Origin of the sequence: Flavobacterium caeni (assembly GCF_900101895.1) — a bacterium.
GTDB classification, from domain to species: Bacteria; Bacteroidota; Bacteroidia; order Flavobacteriales; family Flavobacteriaceae; genus Flavobacterium; species Flavobacterium caeni.
The window spans coordinates 144,990-159,898 of the sequence record NZ_FMVF01000006.1 but is presented as its reverse complement, the minus strand read 5'-3'; the positions used below and the strand labels follow the sequence as shown (position 1 = coordinate 159,898).

Below are 14,909 nucleotides of genomic sequence, written 5' to 3'. Positions count from 1 at the left end.
ATTTTGGTGAGCTAAAAGTAGGCCCGCCGCCGGCGAAATGTTCTTAGAATTCCAAAACGTCCAGTTTTGAAAAACGTTCAAACAAAACTGCAAATCCCTAGCCCCGATTGCAACGGAAATCCTTTTTGCGGCGCAACGCAGTGGAGCCGCAAAAAGATTGCAGTGAAAAGCGGGAAACAGCTCCTAACAACACAATCCTATAATATGAAAAAACTAATCTTCCTTCTATTAATCTCCGCGTCCGCAGTCGCGCAACTGCAAAAAACCGAACCTCCTTTCTGGTACGCCGGCATGCAAAACCCCGAACTCCAAATCATGTTCTACGGCAAAAACATCGCCCAATACGACGTATCGGTCACCAACAACGTCGTCATCACCGGCGTCCAAAAAACCCAAAACCCCAACTACGTTTTCGTCACGATCGACACCAAAAACGTTCCCGCGTCAGATTTGACGTTTTCCTTCAAGAACAAAAACAAAGTTGCGTTCACGAAGAACTATTCGCTCAAAAGCCGCAAAAAAGATTCAGCGCTGCGCAAAGGTTTCGACTCGTCAGATTTGATTTACCTCATCATGCCCGACCGTTTCGCCAACGGCAATCCCGGCAACGACTCGACTGCAGATTCGGCGGAAAAAGCAGACCGCTCCAAACCCGGTTCGCGTCACGGCGGCGACATCGAAGGCATCATCAAAAACCTCGATTATATCAAGGAATTGGGCGCGACGGCCATTTGGAACACGCCGCTTTGCGAGGACAACGCCCCGCGCGGTTCGTACCACGGTTATGCGCAATCGGATGTGTACCGCATCGATCCAAGATATGGAACGAACGAGGATTATTTGAGACTTTCATCGGAATTACATAAGCGCGACATGAAGTTGATTCTCGATTACGTCACGAATCATTGGGGATCCGAGCATTGGATGGTCAAGGATTTGCCAACGTACGATTGGATCCACCAATTTCCGGGCTACGCGCAATCGAACTACCGCATGGCCACGCAATTCGATCCAAACGCGGCTGATATCGATCACAAATACTGCGTCGACGGTTGGTTCGTGCAATCGATGCCCGATTTGAACCAGGCCAATCCGCTCGTCAACAAATACCTGATCCAAAACGCGATTTGGTGGATTGAATATGCCGATTTGGACGGTTTCCGCGTCGATACGTATTCTTACTGCGACAAAAAAGGCATATCCGAATGGACCAAAGCCATCATGGACGAATATCCGCACTTTAACATCACCGGCGAGGTCTGGATGAACGACCAGGCGCAAATGGCCTATTGGCAAAAAGATTCGAAAATCGGCGCGTTGCAAAGCTACAATTCGCACCTGCCGAGCGTCATGGATTTTACGCTGCAGGGCGCGATGATGTCGGCCCTGAACGAAGACAAAGGCGAATGGGACAAAGGCGCGGTCAAATTCTACGACAATTTCACGAACGACTTTTTGTACCCGGACATCGACAACATTTTGGTGTTTGCCGAAAACCACGACACCAACCGCCTCAACGAAGTCTACAAAAACGACTTCAAGAAATACCAGCTCGCGATGAGTTTGATTGCCACCGTCCGCGGGATTCCGCAAATCTACTACGGCTCAGAAATCGGGATGGCAGGCGACAAGGCCAAAGGCGATCCGGACATCCGCCACGACTTCCCGGGCGGCTGGAACGGCGATGCCAACAACGCCTTTACGTCGGTTGGACGCGACGCGCAGCAAAAGCAATTTTTCGACTTTTCGAGCAAGTTGTTCAACTGGAGAAAATCGGCGGGTGTGATCCACAAGGGCAAAACCAAGCAGTATTTGCCGCAGGACAACGTGTATGTGTATTTCCGTTACGACGACCAAAAATCGGTGATGGTGGTTTTAAACAACAGCAATGAGGCGCGTACGTTCAAGACGAGCCGTTTTGCCGAGAGCATCGGGAATTTCAAATCGGGCAAGGACGTCATTTCGGGCAAAACCGTCGATTTGAAGAACGATGTTTCGATCGAAGCCAAGTCGGCTTATATTTTGGAATTGAATTAATTTTAGGAGCTAATCCCGCTGTTCGCCTTTATCTTTTGTCCGCTAAAGAAGCGGAACAAAAGGATGCCGGCTGCCATCGGGGCTAAAAAAATCCGTGCATGAAGAAACTTCTCATTTTATTACTGTGTTCGGTCCACATTGCAACGTGGGCTCAGAATTCCGAACGCAAATTCGTCTCGTTCAAAGCCAACAAAAACCAACTCGAAATCACTGTTTCCGATGGCAAATACGTCATCAAACCGTATTCGGAATCGATTGTCGAAACGGCATTTGTTCCCAACGACGAAGTGCTCAATCCCGAATCACACGCCGTTGTTTTGGTTCCCAAATCGGGACTTGCAAAAGTCAAGGATTACGGTAACCAAATCGTTTTGAATACGTCGGGTATCAACGTCAAGATAACGAAATCGCCGTTCCAGATCGCCTACAATTACAAAGGCAAAACGTTGCTTTCCGAGAAAAACGGCTACACCAAAAAAGATTCGACCCAAACGCTCGATTTCAACCTCGACGCCACCGAAGCCTTGTATGGCGGCGGCGCACGTGCCCTTGGGCTCAACCGCCGCGGCAACAAACTCAAGCTGCGCAACCAGGCGCATTATGGCTATGGCGACCGATCTGAATTGCTCAATTTTTCGATTCCGATGGTGCTGTCTTCGAAGATTTATGCGGTGCATTTCGACAATGCGTCGCTCGCCGAACTCGATTTGGACAGCCAAAAAAACAACACCCTCGCCTACCAACCGTCGTCGGGACGCAAGACCTATCAAGTCATCGCGGGCGACCGTTGGGAAGATTTGATCCAAAACTACACGCAGCTCACGGGTACGCAACCGCTGTTGCCGCGTTGGGCATTCGGCAATTTTGCGAGCCGATTCGGATATCATGACCAAGACCAGGTCGAAAAAACGATCAAGAAATTTGAACAAGACCAGATTCCGGTCGATGCGATCATCCTCGATCTGTATTGGTTCGGAAAGAAAATCCAAGGCACGCTCGGCAACCTCGAATGGGACCGCGAAACATTCTCGAACCCAGAAAAAATGATGGCCGACCTCAACGCCAAAAACATCAAAACGATCCTGATTACCGAGCCGTTCATCCTCACGACTTCGTCCAAATGGCAGGAAGCCGATGCGAAAAAGGTACTCGCGACCGAAAAATCGGGCAAATCTGCCATCTTCGATTTCTATTTCGGCAACGGCGGCATCGTCGATGTGTTCAAACCCGAAGGCAAAACCTGGTTCTGGAATATCTACAAAAACCTCGCGAACCAAGGTGTTGGCGGCTGGTGGGGCGATTTGGGCGAACCCGAAGCGTTCCCATCAAAAGTGATTACCGCCAAAGGAAAAGCGAGCGAAGTGCACAACATCTACGGGCACAACTGGGCCAAAATGGTGTTCGAAGGCTACCAAAAAGACTTCCCGAACGTGCGTCCGTTCATCCTGATGCGCGCCGGTTATTCGGGCTCGCAACGCTACGGCATGGTGCCGTGGAGCGGCGATGTGTCGCGTAGCTGGAATGGTTTGCAATCGCAGCCTGAGATTTCACTTGGCATGGGCTTGCAGGGCATTGGCTTCATGCACTCGGATTTGGGCGGATTTGCCGGCGATTATTTCGACAACGAACTCTATTTGCGCTGGTTGCAATACGGCGTATTCCAACCGATTTTCCGTCCGCACGCGCACGACGATGTTGCGCCAGAGCCCGTCTACAAAGACATCGTAACCAAAGCCGCCGCCAAGAAACAGGTTGAATTGCGCTACCAATTGTTGCCGTACAACTACTCGATTGCGTATGAAAACGCGGTGTCGGGAGCGCCGCTCATGCGTCCGATGTTTTTCGAAGAGCCCAACAATACTGCTTTGTACAACGACAGCAGCACCTATTTGTGGGGCGATGCGTTTTTGGTGCATCCGATCGTCAAGCCTGGTGTCGCGCAAGAAACCATCTATTTCCCGAAGGGCAGCAATTGGTTCGATTTTTACACCGGGCATCTTTTTGGCGGCGGACGAACCGAGTCGGTCAAGGTAACGGCAGACCACATCCCGACATTTGTGCGGAGCAATGCCTTTGTGCCGATGATTGCAACGATACAAAACACATCGGCCTATACACTCAGTCGCTTCGACATGCACTTCTATTGGGATCCAACCAAGCCGATGCGCACTTTCACGCTGTACCACGACGATGGGCAAACACCTGATGCGTCGCGCAAAAACCAATCGGAAACCGTGAATTTTTCGTGTACGCCGAAAGCCAATGTCATCCTCATCTCGGTGGCCAACCGCGTGCAGAAGGACGCCAAAGTGCAGGACAAACATATCAACCTGATCGTGCACAACCTTTCGTCGGCTAAAAAAGTATCGGTTAACGGAAAAAACGTTACTTTTAAAGTCGCGGACAATTCGCTAGAAATCCCAGTTTTTCTCGAAAAAGGAACTACAAAAGACATTAAAATAGAACGCTGATGAACCAATTCAAATCACTGATCCTGCTTACACTAGCCTGCTTGACTTTGCCGATGAACGCACAAAATGCCCCAAAAAAATCCAAAACGCCCTTTGTTTGGGAAGGTGCCAACCTGTATTTTTTGATGACCGATCGTTTTAACAACGGCGACAAATCGAACGATGTCAACTTTGACCGTACCAAGAAACCTGGGAAATTGCGCGGTTTTGAAGGCGGCGATCTGCGCGGCATCATCCAAAAAATCGACGACGGTTATTTTGACCAACTCGGTATCAACGCGATTTGGTTTACGCCCATCGTCGAGCAAATCCACGGCGGCGTAGACGAAGGCACGGGATTCTCGTACGGGTTCCACGGGTATTGGACCCGCGATTGGACGGCGCTCGACCCGAATTTCGGGACCAAGGCCGATTTGAAGGAACTCGTCGAAAAAGCGCACGCGCACGGCATCCGGATTTTGCTCGACGCCGTGATCAACCACACCGGACCGGTCACCGACGTCGATACGGTTTGGCCGTCGGATTGGGTACGCACCGGGCCGCAGTGCGACCACAAAACGTTCGAGACGACCACGGCCTGTACGCTGGTCAAGAACCTGCCCGACATTTTGACCGAAAGCACGCAAAATGTCGAACTCCCAGCCTTTTTGATCGAAAAATGGAAAAAAGAAGGCCGATACGATGCCGAAATCGCGTCGCTTGATGCATTTTTCAAAAGAACGGGGTATCCGCGCGCGCCCAAATATTACATCATCAAATGGCTGACCGATTACATCACCGAGTTCGGGATCGACGGTTACCGCGCCGATACGGTCAAACACACCGAGGAAGGCGTTTGGGGCGAATTCAAGACCCAATGCGAATGGTCGTTTGCCGCCTGGAAAAAGGCCAATCCGTCGAAAGTTTTAGACGACAACAAATTTTATACGATTGCCGAAGTGTACAACTACGGTGTGTCGGCGGGCAAAAATTTTGACTTTGGCGACAAAAAGGTCAACTATTTTGCCCACGGCTTCAACAGCATGATCAACTTCGAATTCAAATGGGACGCACAACGCGAATACGAATACATTTTCTCGAAATATTCGACCAAACTCAATACCGAGCTCGAAGACTTTAGCGTACTGAACTACCTTTCTTCGCACGACGACGGGACGCCGTTTGACGCCAAACGCGAAAAAAGCATCGAAAGCGGCACCAAATTGCTCCTATCGCCGGGCGTTTCGCAAGTGTATTATGGCGACGAGACCGGGCGCTCGCTCGTGGTCGAAGGCACCGAAGGCGATGCCACGCTGCGTTCGTTCATGAATTGGGACGAACTGGCCGCGAACAAAGACAAACAACGCATACTGGAACACTGGCAAAAGCTGGGGCAATTCCGCAAAAACCACCCGAGCGTGGGCGCTGGCGTGCACAAACAAATCGAAGCCAGCCCTTATGTTTTCAGTCGTGGCTTTGTCAAGGACGACTACCTGGACCGGGTAATCGTGGGGCTCGACTTGCCTGTGGGCCGCAAGATCATCACCGTCAAATCGGTGTTCCGGGACGGCACCAAGCTGCGCGACGCCTATTCGGGAAAACTGGCCACGTCCGAAAAAGGACTCGTGATCATCGACACCGAATTTTCGACCGTATTGCTCGAACAAGTCAAATAAAACCAAACGCCTTTCGGGGCGTTTTTTATTTTTGTCGCATGAAAACAGCGAACATCGGACACCGCGGCGCCAAAGGACATTTGCCCGAAAATACGCTCGCGAGCTTCCAAAAGGCCATCGATTTGGGCGCCAACGGCATCGAACTCGACGTGCATTTGAGTGCCGATGGGCAAGTGATCGTGATGCACGACGAGACCATCGACCGCACAACCGACGGAAAAGGTGCGGTCAAACAACAACCGCTGGCCGTGTTGAAGACGCATCGGATCGATTTTCAATTCGAAATCCCGACGCTTTCGGAAGTATTCGATTTGGTCGACCGAAAAGTGTTGGTCAACATCGAACTCAAAGTATTTGAAACGGCCGAACCCGTGGTGCTTTTGATCGAAAAATACGTGCTCGAAAAAGGCTGGCAATACAGCGACTTTTTGATTTCGTCGTTCGATTGGCTCGCACTCGAAAAGGTACGCGCGCTGCATGCCGAAATCCCGCTGGGCGTGCTCACGAGCACCGATCTGGATTTGGCCATCGCATTCGCCAAAGTCATCAACGCCGAGACGATCCATCCGTACTTTCACTTGCTCACCGACGAAAATGTGGCGCGCATGCAGACGCAAAACGTCAAAGTCTACACCTGGACCGTCAACGAATTCGAAGACTTGCACCGGGTCACATCGTTGGGTGTAGACGGCATCATTACTGATTTTCCCGACAGGTTATGAAAACATACGACATCCTTATCATCGGCGGCGGCGCGGCGGGTTTTTTTACGGCGATCAACATTGTCGAGAAAAATCCGAAGGTAAAAATCGCAATCCTCGAACGCGGCAAGGAGGTGCTCGAAAAGGTGCGCATCTCGGGCGGCGGACGTTGCAATGTGACGCATGCGCAGTTCATTCCGAACGAACTCGCGAAAAATTACCCGCGCGGCGAAAAGGAATTGCGCGGGCCGTTCCATCAGTTTGCGTCGGGTGATACGATCGAATGGTTTGAAAAACACGGCGTTGAACTCAAAATCGAAAACGACGGAAGGATGTTTCCCGTGACCGATTCGTCGTACACCATCATCGACTGTTTTTTATCGGCCACGCAAAAACTAGGAATCGAAGTACTCAAGGGCCGCAGCGTACAATCGATTTTTAAATCTGAAAAACATTGGAAAATAGACACCCAAAGCGAAACGTTTGCCTGCCAAAAACTGATTGTGGCCACAGGGAGCAATCCCAAGGTGTGGCAACTTATGGAAACCCTCGGGCATTCGGTTGTTTCGCCCGTGCCGTCGCTGTTCACGTTCAACATCAAGGACGTGCGCATCAAGGATTTGCCTGGCGTTTCGGCCGATGTTTCGGTGACCGTAAAAGATTCCAAACTCAAATCGGTCGGACCGTTGCTGATTACGCACTGGGGCATGAGCGGACCGGCGATTTTGAAACTGTCGGCATGGGGCGCTCGCGAATTGTTCGACAAAAAATACCAATTCCAGATCGCGGTCAACTGGCTCAAGGATTACACCGCGACCGAAGTCGAAGAACAGCTGCGCGAACTCAAGTTGGAACACGCCAAGAAAACGGTGGCCAAAAAGTCGCCATTCGAACTTGTGCAACGTTTGTGGGAAAGCATTGTCCTGGCGGCGGGAATCGGGCCAGAAACCAAGTGGGCCGATTTGTCGAAGACGCAAATCCAGAAACTAGCGCTCGAACTCACGCAAGCCACTTTTCAGGTGAACGGAAAAAGTACGTTTAAGGAAGAATTTGTCACCGCGGGCGGCATCGATCTCAAGGAAATCAATTTCAAGACGATGCAAAGCAAGCTGCACGACGACCTTTATTTTGCGGGCGAAATCCTCAACATCGACGCAATCACGGGCGGGTTTAACTTTCAAAATGCGTGGACGGGTGGGTTTATTTTGGCCGACCATATTTATTCGTAATAAATTGATAACTTGGCGTCAAATTCCCGACTGATGATCCGAAAAATACTCCTCGCTGTATTCTTAACGACTTTTTGCGCCGCGCATGCGCAACTGGTTGTCAGTTCGCAGGTTACACCTGCCGAGATGCTCACCACACTTTGTGGTTTGAACGAACAGATTTCCAATGTAAATTCAACGGAAGCAACGCCAATGCGAACGTCGTAAGCCCCCGGGCCTCGCTTTTCACTACGGGGTTCAACCCCACCAACCTTGGTCTTGTCGATGGCATTGTGCTGGCCACCGGAAATACCGCGGTGGCATTGGGCCCCAACAACCAGGATGACGCTGCGTTACCGGTATTGCCTTTCTACAGCGGCGACCCTGATTTGGATATGCTTACGATACACACCGTCCAGAATACCGCTTGTTTGGAGTTCGACTTTATTGCGCAAGGCGCGCAACTAAGTCTTTCCTATGTATTTGCTTCGGAGGAATACCCCGAATGGGCCAACACGGCATTCCATGATGCGGTGGGCATTTTCCTGAGCGGCCCTGGCGTCGAGGGCACGTTTACAAACAATGCCAAGAACCTGGCGTTGGTGCCCGGTACAAGCATCCCTGTCAACACCAACAACCTCAACAACGGCATCACCAACAGCGGCCCTTGCGAGTATTGCGCTTTTTATGTCAACAACGGTACAGGCACGACGCCTGCCGTAAACACCAGCATACAGTATGACGGCTTTACGACGGAACTGGCCGTCAGCCACGCTTTGCAACAGGGCCAAACCTACCACCTCAAACTGGCGGTGGCCAATGTGGCCGACAATGCGTTCGACTCGGCGATTTTCTTCAAATCGAATACATTTGATACCGGTGGCGCAAACACGGGCGAATGTGAACTGCAGGACCAATGCATCTATACCTTTACGCTGACCGACAACGGTGGCGATGGGCTTAACGGCAACGCCATGTTTGTCATTCAAGGTGCGACGACAGTCGAAATACTCGATGATCCGCTGAACACGACCAACCAGACCTTTGAATTCCAGGTACCGCTGTGCCATGACCAGCCTTTTCAATTGATTTGGGGTGCCTTTGGCACGGATCCTGAAGAAATTGGCGTGACCGTCGAGAATCCGTTCCACCAGATCATTTACCACAAACCCGCGGGCCAGGGCGCACAAGGCACGGAATTGTTCGGCGGCATGGTCAATTGCATCGAAGGAGGATTGGCTACGGAGAGATTCGAAAAAGACGATTTTGCTTTGGCGCCGAATCCAGCGAAAACCATTATGGAGATCAAGTCTGCCGGTGAAAAAATAACGTCTGTGACGTTGCATGACGTCTCGGGTAAAATGGTCAATCGCATGATGATCGAAGCAATGAATCAAATCACCATGGATGTGACGCAACTGACCCGCGGATTCTACACCGTTACCATAGAAACCGAACAAGGACACCGAAGCGTTAAAAAACTCATTCTCGACTGATTTTTTGCAACCATTTCGTAACTTTATTGTCTGAACACCAAATACTTAAAGTTATGAAAACACCATTTCTCTTCTTGCTTGGGCTGATGGCGCTTGCAGGGTGTTCTGCCGACGACACAACATCTGCCGAAGCCTTGCAAACAACCGAGGCACGGCCTGCCAATCCAAAAAACAATACCGTGGCCAATCAGGTGCTGATGCTCCAGGTTGATTTTGAAACGCATGTATTCGAAGGCGGGAAAAAACTGTTTTACCAGAGTGCTGAAACCTTTGCGATTGCATCCGACTACGATCCGCCGGGCGATTTTGGCGGCGTGACGTTGCGCTATGCCGAAACCAATGAAATGCTGTTTGCGGGTACGATCATTTGGATGGGAACAGGCCAAATGACCTTTCCGGCGGGATTGAATCCGGCGGGATCGTTCGCGACGATCGCCAGTCCTGTACCCATGCCCACTTCGATCGAAACGGTTCAATACACCCAATTTGCGTATTATCCCGAACCCATGCCGTACCAGGCCATTTGGAACGCGGTAGATCATTTGCAGGTCGTGGCGCAATTCCGCGCAAGCAACCCGAACGGCACGGTGCATGTGTTTTTGTATACGCCAAGTGTAGGCGTGGGTAACCCAGCCGAATGGGACTATTTTGTGATGCTCAAGAACTAACGGTTGAGCCACCAAAGGCTGGCGTTAAGCACCGCGGCGAATGCCACCCAAAAAAGATACGGAACAAAAAGCCAACCCGCAATCCTGTCGATGGTCTTGAACTTTACATAGGTTTCGTAGATGATGAGCCACAGCAACACGATTTCGACCAACGCCAGAAACGGATTCTGGAAATAGAAAAACAGGACGGACCAAAGACCGTTCAGCGCGAGCTGGATCCAAAAAAACAACAAAGCGCTCTTCACGGGTTTTGGCTCGAAGTCGATGCGGTCCCAAACCCTACCCGCTGCGGCGCCCATCAAAATGTACAAAAAGGTCCAAACCGCCGGAAAGACTTCGTTGGGCGGGTTGAACGACGGTTTTTGCAACGTCGGATACCAGGTGTCGATGCTCTGTTGCGTGGCAAAACTGGCGATGAATCCTACACCCAGGCAGGTAGCGACAAAAATCAATATTTTGAGTATCCTGTTCATTTTTTTGTTTCAAATGTAAGTAAATTTTTAAACGTCAAACCTACAAATAAACCATCAATTCTATCATCCTAAAAAGACTATCTTTGCGTCAAAATTTTGCAATGACGGCCCAAAAATTCATTCCCGCTGGTTACGAACAACTTCCCGAATCGGGGCAATTTACCTGGAGCGCACCCAGTAACATTGCGTTGGTCAAGTATTGGGGCAAGAAACCGGGTCAGATTCCGGCCAACCCGTCGGTGAGTTTTACACTCAACCATTGCAAAACCGTCACCACGCTGGCTTTTACAAAAAAACAAACCGACGGTCGCTTCTCGTTCGATTTGCTTTTCGAGGGCCAACCCAAGGAAGATTTCAAGCCGAAAATCCAAAAATTCTTCGAACGCATCGAAAGTTATATGCCGTTTTTGAAGGATTACCATTTTAAGATCGATACACGCAATACGTTCCCGCACTCGTCGGGCATCGCTTCATCGGCCTCGGGCATGGCGGCGCTTGCGGTCAATTTGATGGGCCTGGAACGGTTGATTTTTCCCGAAATGACCGACGCTTATTTTAACCAAAAAGCATCCTTCCTCGCGCGTTTGGGTTCGGGAAGTGCTTGCCGAAGCGTCAAGGGCCAGGTAGTTGTTTGGGGCGAAAACCAAGCCGTTGCAGGCAGTTCGGATGAATATGGCGTTGAATTTCCGCACCCAATCCACGAAAATTTTAAACGCTACCAGGACACCATTTTGCTCGTCGACAAGGGCGAAAAACAAGTATCGAGCACCGTGGGCCACGATTTGATGCACGGGCATCCGTTTGCCGAAAGACGGTTTGCGCAGGCGCATGAAAATCTGGCCAAGATTGCCTCGGTTTTGCAAAACGGCGACCTCGAATCGTTTGTGGAAATCGTCGAAAGCGAGGCGTTGACGCTGCATGCGATGATGCTCACGTCTAGGCCTTATTTTATTTTGATGAAGCCCAACACGCTCGAAATCATCAACAAAATTTGGAAGTTCCGCAGCGAAACCAAAATCCCGGTATGCTTTACGCTCGATGCCGGCGCGAATGTGCATGTGCTTTATCCCGAAAACGATACCGAAAAAGTTTTACAATTCATTAAGGAAGAACTGGTTGCATATTGTCAGAATGGTCAGTATATTTGCGATGAAATTGGGAACGGAAGCGCATTTCTATCAAATTAAATTGTAACTTTACCCCATAAATCAACGTCTTAAGCGTTAGATTTTCAACAACCCAAAACAACAGATGAAAGGACCGTTATTCTACTCGAAAATTCTCCTGTTTGGCGAATACGGAATCATCAAGGACTCCAAAGGATTGTCCATTCCCTATAACTTTTACAACGGCGCGCTCAAAAAGGCCGAAAACCCGAACGAACAAGCAATCAAATCGAATGCCAGTTTGGGCCGTTTCGTGGCCTATCTCGAGAAGCTGCAAAAAGACCATCCCGATTTGGTGACGTTCGATTTGGAAAACTTGCGCCAAGATGTAGACGGCGGCATGTATTTCGATTCGAGCATCCCGCAAGGTTATGGCGTTGGGTCGAGCGGCGCGCTGGTGGCGGCGATTTACGACAAGTATGCGACCAACAAGATCACCGTTCTCGAAAACCTCACGCGCGAAAAACTGCTGCAACTCAAGAACATTTTTGCGCACATGGAATCGTTTTTCCACGGCAAAAGTTCGGGGCTTGATCCGCTCAACAGCTATTTGAGCATCCCGATTTTGATCAATTCCAAAGACCACATCGAGGCCACAGGCATCCCGGCGCAGCGCCAAGGCAAGGGCGCGGTGTTTTTGCTCGATTCGGGCATTGTGGGCGAAACCGCCCCCATGGTCAACATCTTTATGGAAAACCTCAAGGACAAAGGGTTTCGCGCGATGCTGAAGAACCAATTCGTCAAATATACCGACGCATGCGTAGAGAATTTCTTGGGCGGCGATGTACAATCGTTGTTTTCGAACACCAAGAAGTTGTCGAAGGTGGTACTCAACCATTTCAAGCCGATGATCCCAGAGGCCTTTCACGGCGTATGGCAAAAAGGCATCGACACCGACGACTATTACCTTAAGTTGTGCGGTTCGGGCGGTGGCGGTTATATCTTGGGCTTTACCGAGGACCTGGACAAGGCCAAGGCAGCGTTGAAAGATTACAAACTGGAAGTCGTTTATCAATTTTAGGAAAATTCCATCCCGAAACATCGGGGCCAAATTAACTCGCTGCGCATCGTTCAGTTCGGCTGCGCCTCGGGTCCAAACTCCAAGCGGATGTTGAGCAGAAAGAACAAATTGCGGTTGATGAAAATCGTCAGCCTGTTCTCGGTCGTGCGCGGCTACAACATTCCTGTTATTGTGATGGCGCAATACTTGTCGGCGATTTTTATCCTCTCGCCCAAAGACATGGGCGCGATGCAAATCCTGCTCGATGCCAATGTGTTCATTCTGGTCTTGGCTTCGAGTTTGTCGATCGCGTCGGGCTACATCATCAACAATTTTTACGATTCCGAAAAAGATCTGATCAACCGGCCGCAAAAATCGATGCTCGACCGACTCGTGAGCCAGCGCACCAAACTGTACGTGTATTTTGCCTTGAACTTTCTGGTCGTGCTGATTTCGGTGTTCATCTCGTGGCGCGTGGTACTGTTCTTCTCGATATACATCTTCCTGATTTGGTTTTACTCGCACAAACTCAAAAAGTACCCAATTGTGGGCAATTTGACGGCGTCGTTCCTCGCGGTGTTCCCGTTTTTTGGCATCCTGATCTACTTCTACAAAAAAGAACAGTACAATCCGTATGAGATTGAAACCGGGATTGTTTTTGCGCACGCGGCCTTTTTGTACTTGCTACTGCTCGTACGCGAAATCACCAAGGACCTCGAGAACATCAAAGGTGATTTGGCCAACGACTACCAGACGATTCCCGTGGTTTACGGCGAATCGACCTCCAAAAAAGTCATCGCGGCATTGTGCGCCGCCACGCTGTTTCCGGTATATTTACTGACCGACGTATACGATGTGGGCTACATGGACTTGTATTTTTACGGCTGCTTGGCCGCACTGCTGGTTTTTGTCGCCTTGATCTGGAAAGCCAGTACGCGTACGCAATTCCTACAGCTGCATAACCTGCTCAAATTTTTGATCGTGATGGGCGTTTTTTGTATTGTGTTGATCGACCCTTCGGTGCTGGTCAATGGCAAGAAATACCTGGCCGTCAATTTTTAGCATCGCATCTCTCCAGACGTTTGCGCAGACGAAACGAACCGGGCTCAAAAAGTACTATCTTTGCTCAAAATTCCATCCATGAAAAAAGACGGCAGCAAAAAGAGCACCCCGCGCGGGGCAAAACCAACGGCCAAGAATGCATCGGATAAAAGCGCGCCGCGCTCGTCCAAACCGCCCATGCCCAAGCGTTCGCAAAAGCCAAAACCTGCCGCTACACCCAAGCCAAAAATGGATTCGGACAACATTAGGCTCAACAAATACATCGCCAACTCTGGGGCTTGTTCGCGACGTGATGCAGACATTTACATCCAATCGGGCGCAGTCAAGGTCAACGGCGTTCCCGTGACCGAGATGGGTTACAAGGTCAAACCGGGCGACATCGTGAATTTTGACGGACAGGTGTTGACCCCGGGCAAAAAAGAATACGTACTGCTCAACAAACCCAAGAACTTTACGACGGCAGGCGAAGACGATGCCGACATGCGCAACGTACTGGAACTCGTACGCGCGGCCACCACGGCCAAGCTCAAACCTGTGGGCCGTATGGACAAGAACACAACCGGCCTTTTGCTGTTCACCAACGACAACGACCTGATCACGAAGTTTGCCCAGCCGAACCAAAAATCGTTCAAGATTTACCAGGTTTCGCTCGACAAAAACCTCAAGTTCGAAGACCTCGAGAAAATTTCGGGTGGTGTGACACTCGACGAGCACCGTTTGTTTGTGGACGAGATCAGCTATATCGAAGGGCAAGCCAAAACCGAAATCGGCATCAAGTTGCGTACGGCCAACGTCAAGGTGGTGCGCGCGATTTTTGAGGCGTTCAAATACAATGTCCTCAAGGTAGACCGCGTGGCGTTTGCAGGATTGACCAAAAAGAATTTGCCGCGTGGCAATTGGCGTTACTTGACCGATCAGGAAGTGATTAATTTGAGGAATGTGTAGATGCTGAACTTGGTTCAGCATCTGTAA

General features: G+C 50.2%; 12 protein-coding genes. 11 read left to right on the top strand and 1 reads right to left on the bottom strand.

Annotated features, from left to right (window positions below):
• Window positions 1-204 precede the first annotated feature (204 nt).
• From BLP55_RS07590 to BLP55_RS07560, 7 genes are all read left to right on the top strand, one after another.
• Complete coding sequence (locus BLP55_RS07590) at window positions 205-2,037, top strand: glycoside hydrolase family 13 protein (RefSeq protein WP_091141805.1); 1,833 nt, start codon at window positions 205-207, stop codon at window positions 2,035-2,037.
• Between the two features lie 98 nt (window positions 2,038-2,135).
• Window positions 2,136-4,508, top strand: coding sequence for a glycoside hydrolase family 31 protein (locus BLP55_RS07585; protein ID WP_091141738.1), 2,373 nt, complete (start codon window positions 2,136-2,138; stop codon window positions 4,506-4,508).
• A complete protein-coding gene (locus BLP55_RS07580; RefSeq protein ID WP_091141737.1) occupies window positions 4,508-6,163 on the top strand; it encodes an alpha-amylase family glycosyl hydrolase in 1,656 nt (551 codons plus the stop codon). Before BLP55_RS07585 ends, BLP55_RS07580 begins: the two co-directional genes overlap by 1 nt.
• Window positions 6,164-6,201: 38 nt before the next feature.
• Window positions 6,202-6,885, top strand: a complete 684-nt coding sequence (locus BLP55_RS07575) for a glycerophosphodiester phosphodiesterase (protein WP_091141736.1) — start codon at window positions 6,202-6,204, stop codon at window positions 6,883-6,885.
• Window positions 6,882-8,093, top strand: a complete 1,212-nt coding sequence (locus tag BLP55_RS07570; protein ID WP_091141735.1) for a BaiN/RdsA family NAD(P)/FAD-dependent oxidoreductase — start codon at window positions 6,882-6,884, stop codon at window positions 8,091-8,093. The genes BLP55_RS07575 and BLP55_RS07570 overlap by 4 nt, the downstream gene beginning before the upstream one ends.
• Window positions 8,094-8,233: 140 nt before the next feature.
• Window positions 8,234-9,568: a choice-of-anchor L domain-containing protein gene (locus BLP55_RS07565; RefSeq protein ID WP_091141734.1), complete on the top strand. Its 1,335-nt coding sequence runs from the start codon at window positions 8,234-8,236 to the stop codon at window positions 9,566-9,568.
• Between the two features lie 53 nt (window positions 9,569-9,621).
• Window positions 9,622-10,236, top strand: coding sequence for a hypothetical protein (locus BLP55_RS07560; RefSeq protein ID WP_139149623.1), 615 nt, complete (start codon window positions 9,622-9,624; stop codon window positions 10,234-10,236).
• Here the strand turns inward: BLP55_RS07560 and BLP55_RS07555 are convergent.
• Window positions 10,233-10,709 carry a TspO/MBR family protein gene (locus BLP55_RS07555; RefSeq protein WP_091141732.1) on the bottom strand — a complete coding sequence of 159 codons (477 nt, stop codon included), beginning with the start codon at window positions 10,707-10,709 and terminating at the stop codon, window positions 10,233-10,235. The genes BLP55_RS07560 and BLP55_RS07555 overlap by 4 nt on opposite strands.
• A gap of 101 nt (window positions 10,710-10,810) precedes the next feature.
• Here BLP55_RS07555 and BLP55_RS07550 point away from each other — a divergent pair, with 101 nt between their 5' ends.
• The 4 genes from BLP55_RS07550 to BLP55_RS07535 all read left to right on the top strand — a co-directional run bounded on the left by BLP55_RS07550 (window position 10,811) and on the right by BLP55_RS07535 (window position 14,882).
• The gene (locus BLP55_RS07550) at window positions 10,811-11,896 is read left to right on the top strand and encodes a diphosphomevalonate decarboxylase (RefSeq protein WP_170826818.1); all 1,086 of its coding nucleotides are present in this window, start codon (window positions 10,811-10,813) and stop codon (window positions 11,894-11,896) included.
• Window positions 11,897-11,960: 64 nt separating this feature from the next.
• Window positions 11,961-12,896, top strand: coding sequence for a mevalonate kinase family protein (locus tag BLP55_RS07545; RefSeq protein ID WP_091141730.1), 936 nt, complete (start codon window positions 11,961-11,963; stop codon window positions 12,894-12,896).
• Between the two features lie 87 nt (window positions 12,897-12,983).
• Window positions 12,984-13,937, top strand: a complete 954-nt coding sequence (locus BLP55_RS07540) for a geranylgeranylglycerol-phosphate geranylgeranyltransferase (protein WP_091141729.1) — start codon at window positions 12,984-12,986, stop codon at window positions 13,935-13,937.
• A gap of 78 nt (window positions 13,938-14,015) precedes the next feature.
• Complete coding sequence (locus tag BLP55_RS07535; RefSeq protein ID WP_091141728.1) at window positions 14,016-14,882, top strand: pseudouridine synthase; 867 nt, start codon at window positions 14,016-14,018, stop codon at window positions 14,880-14,882.
• The last annotated feature ends 27 nt before the right edge of the window (window positions 14,883-14,909 follow it).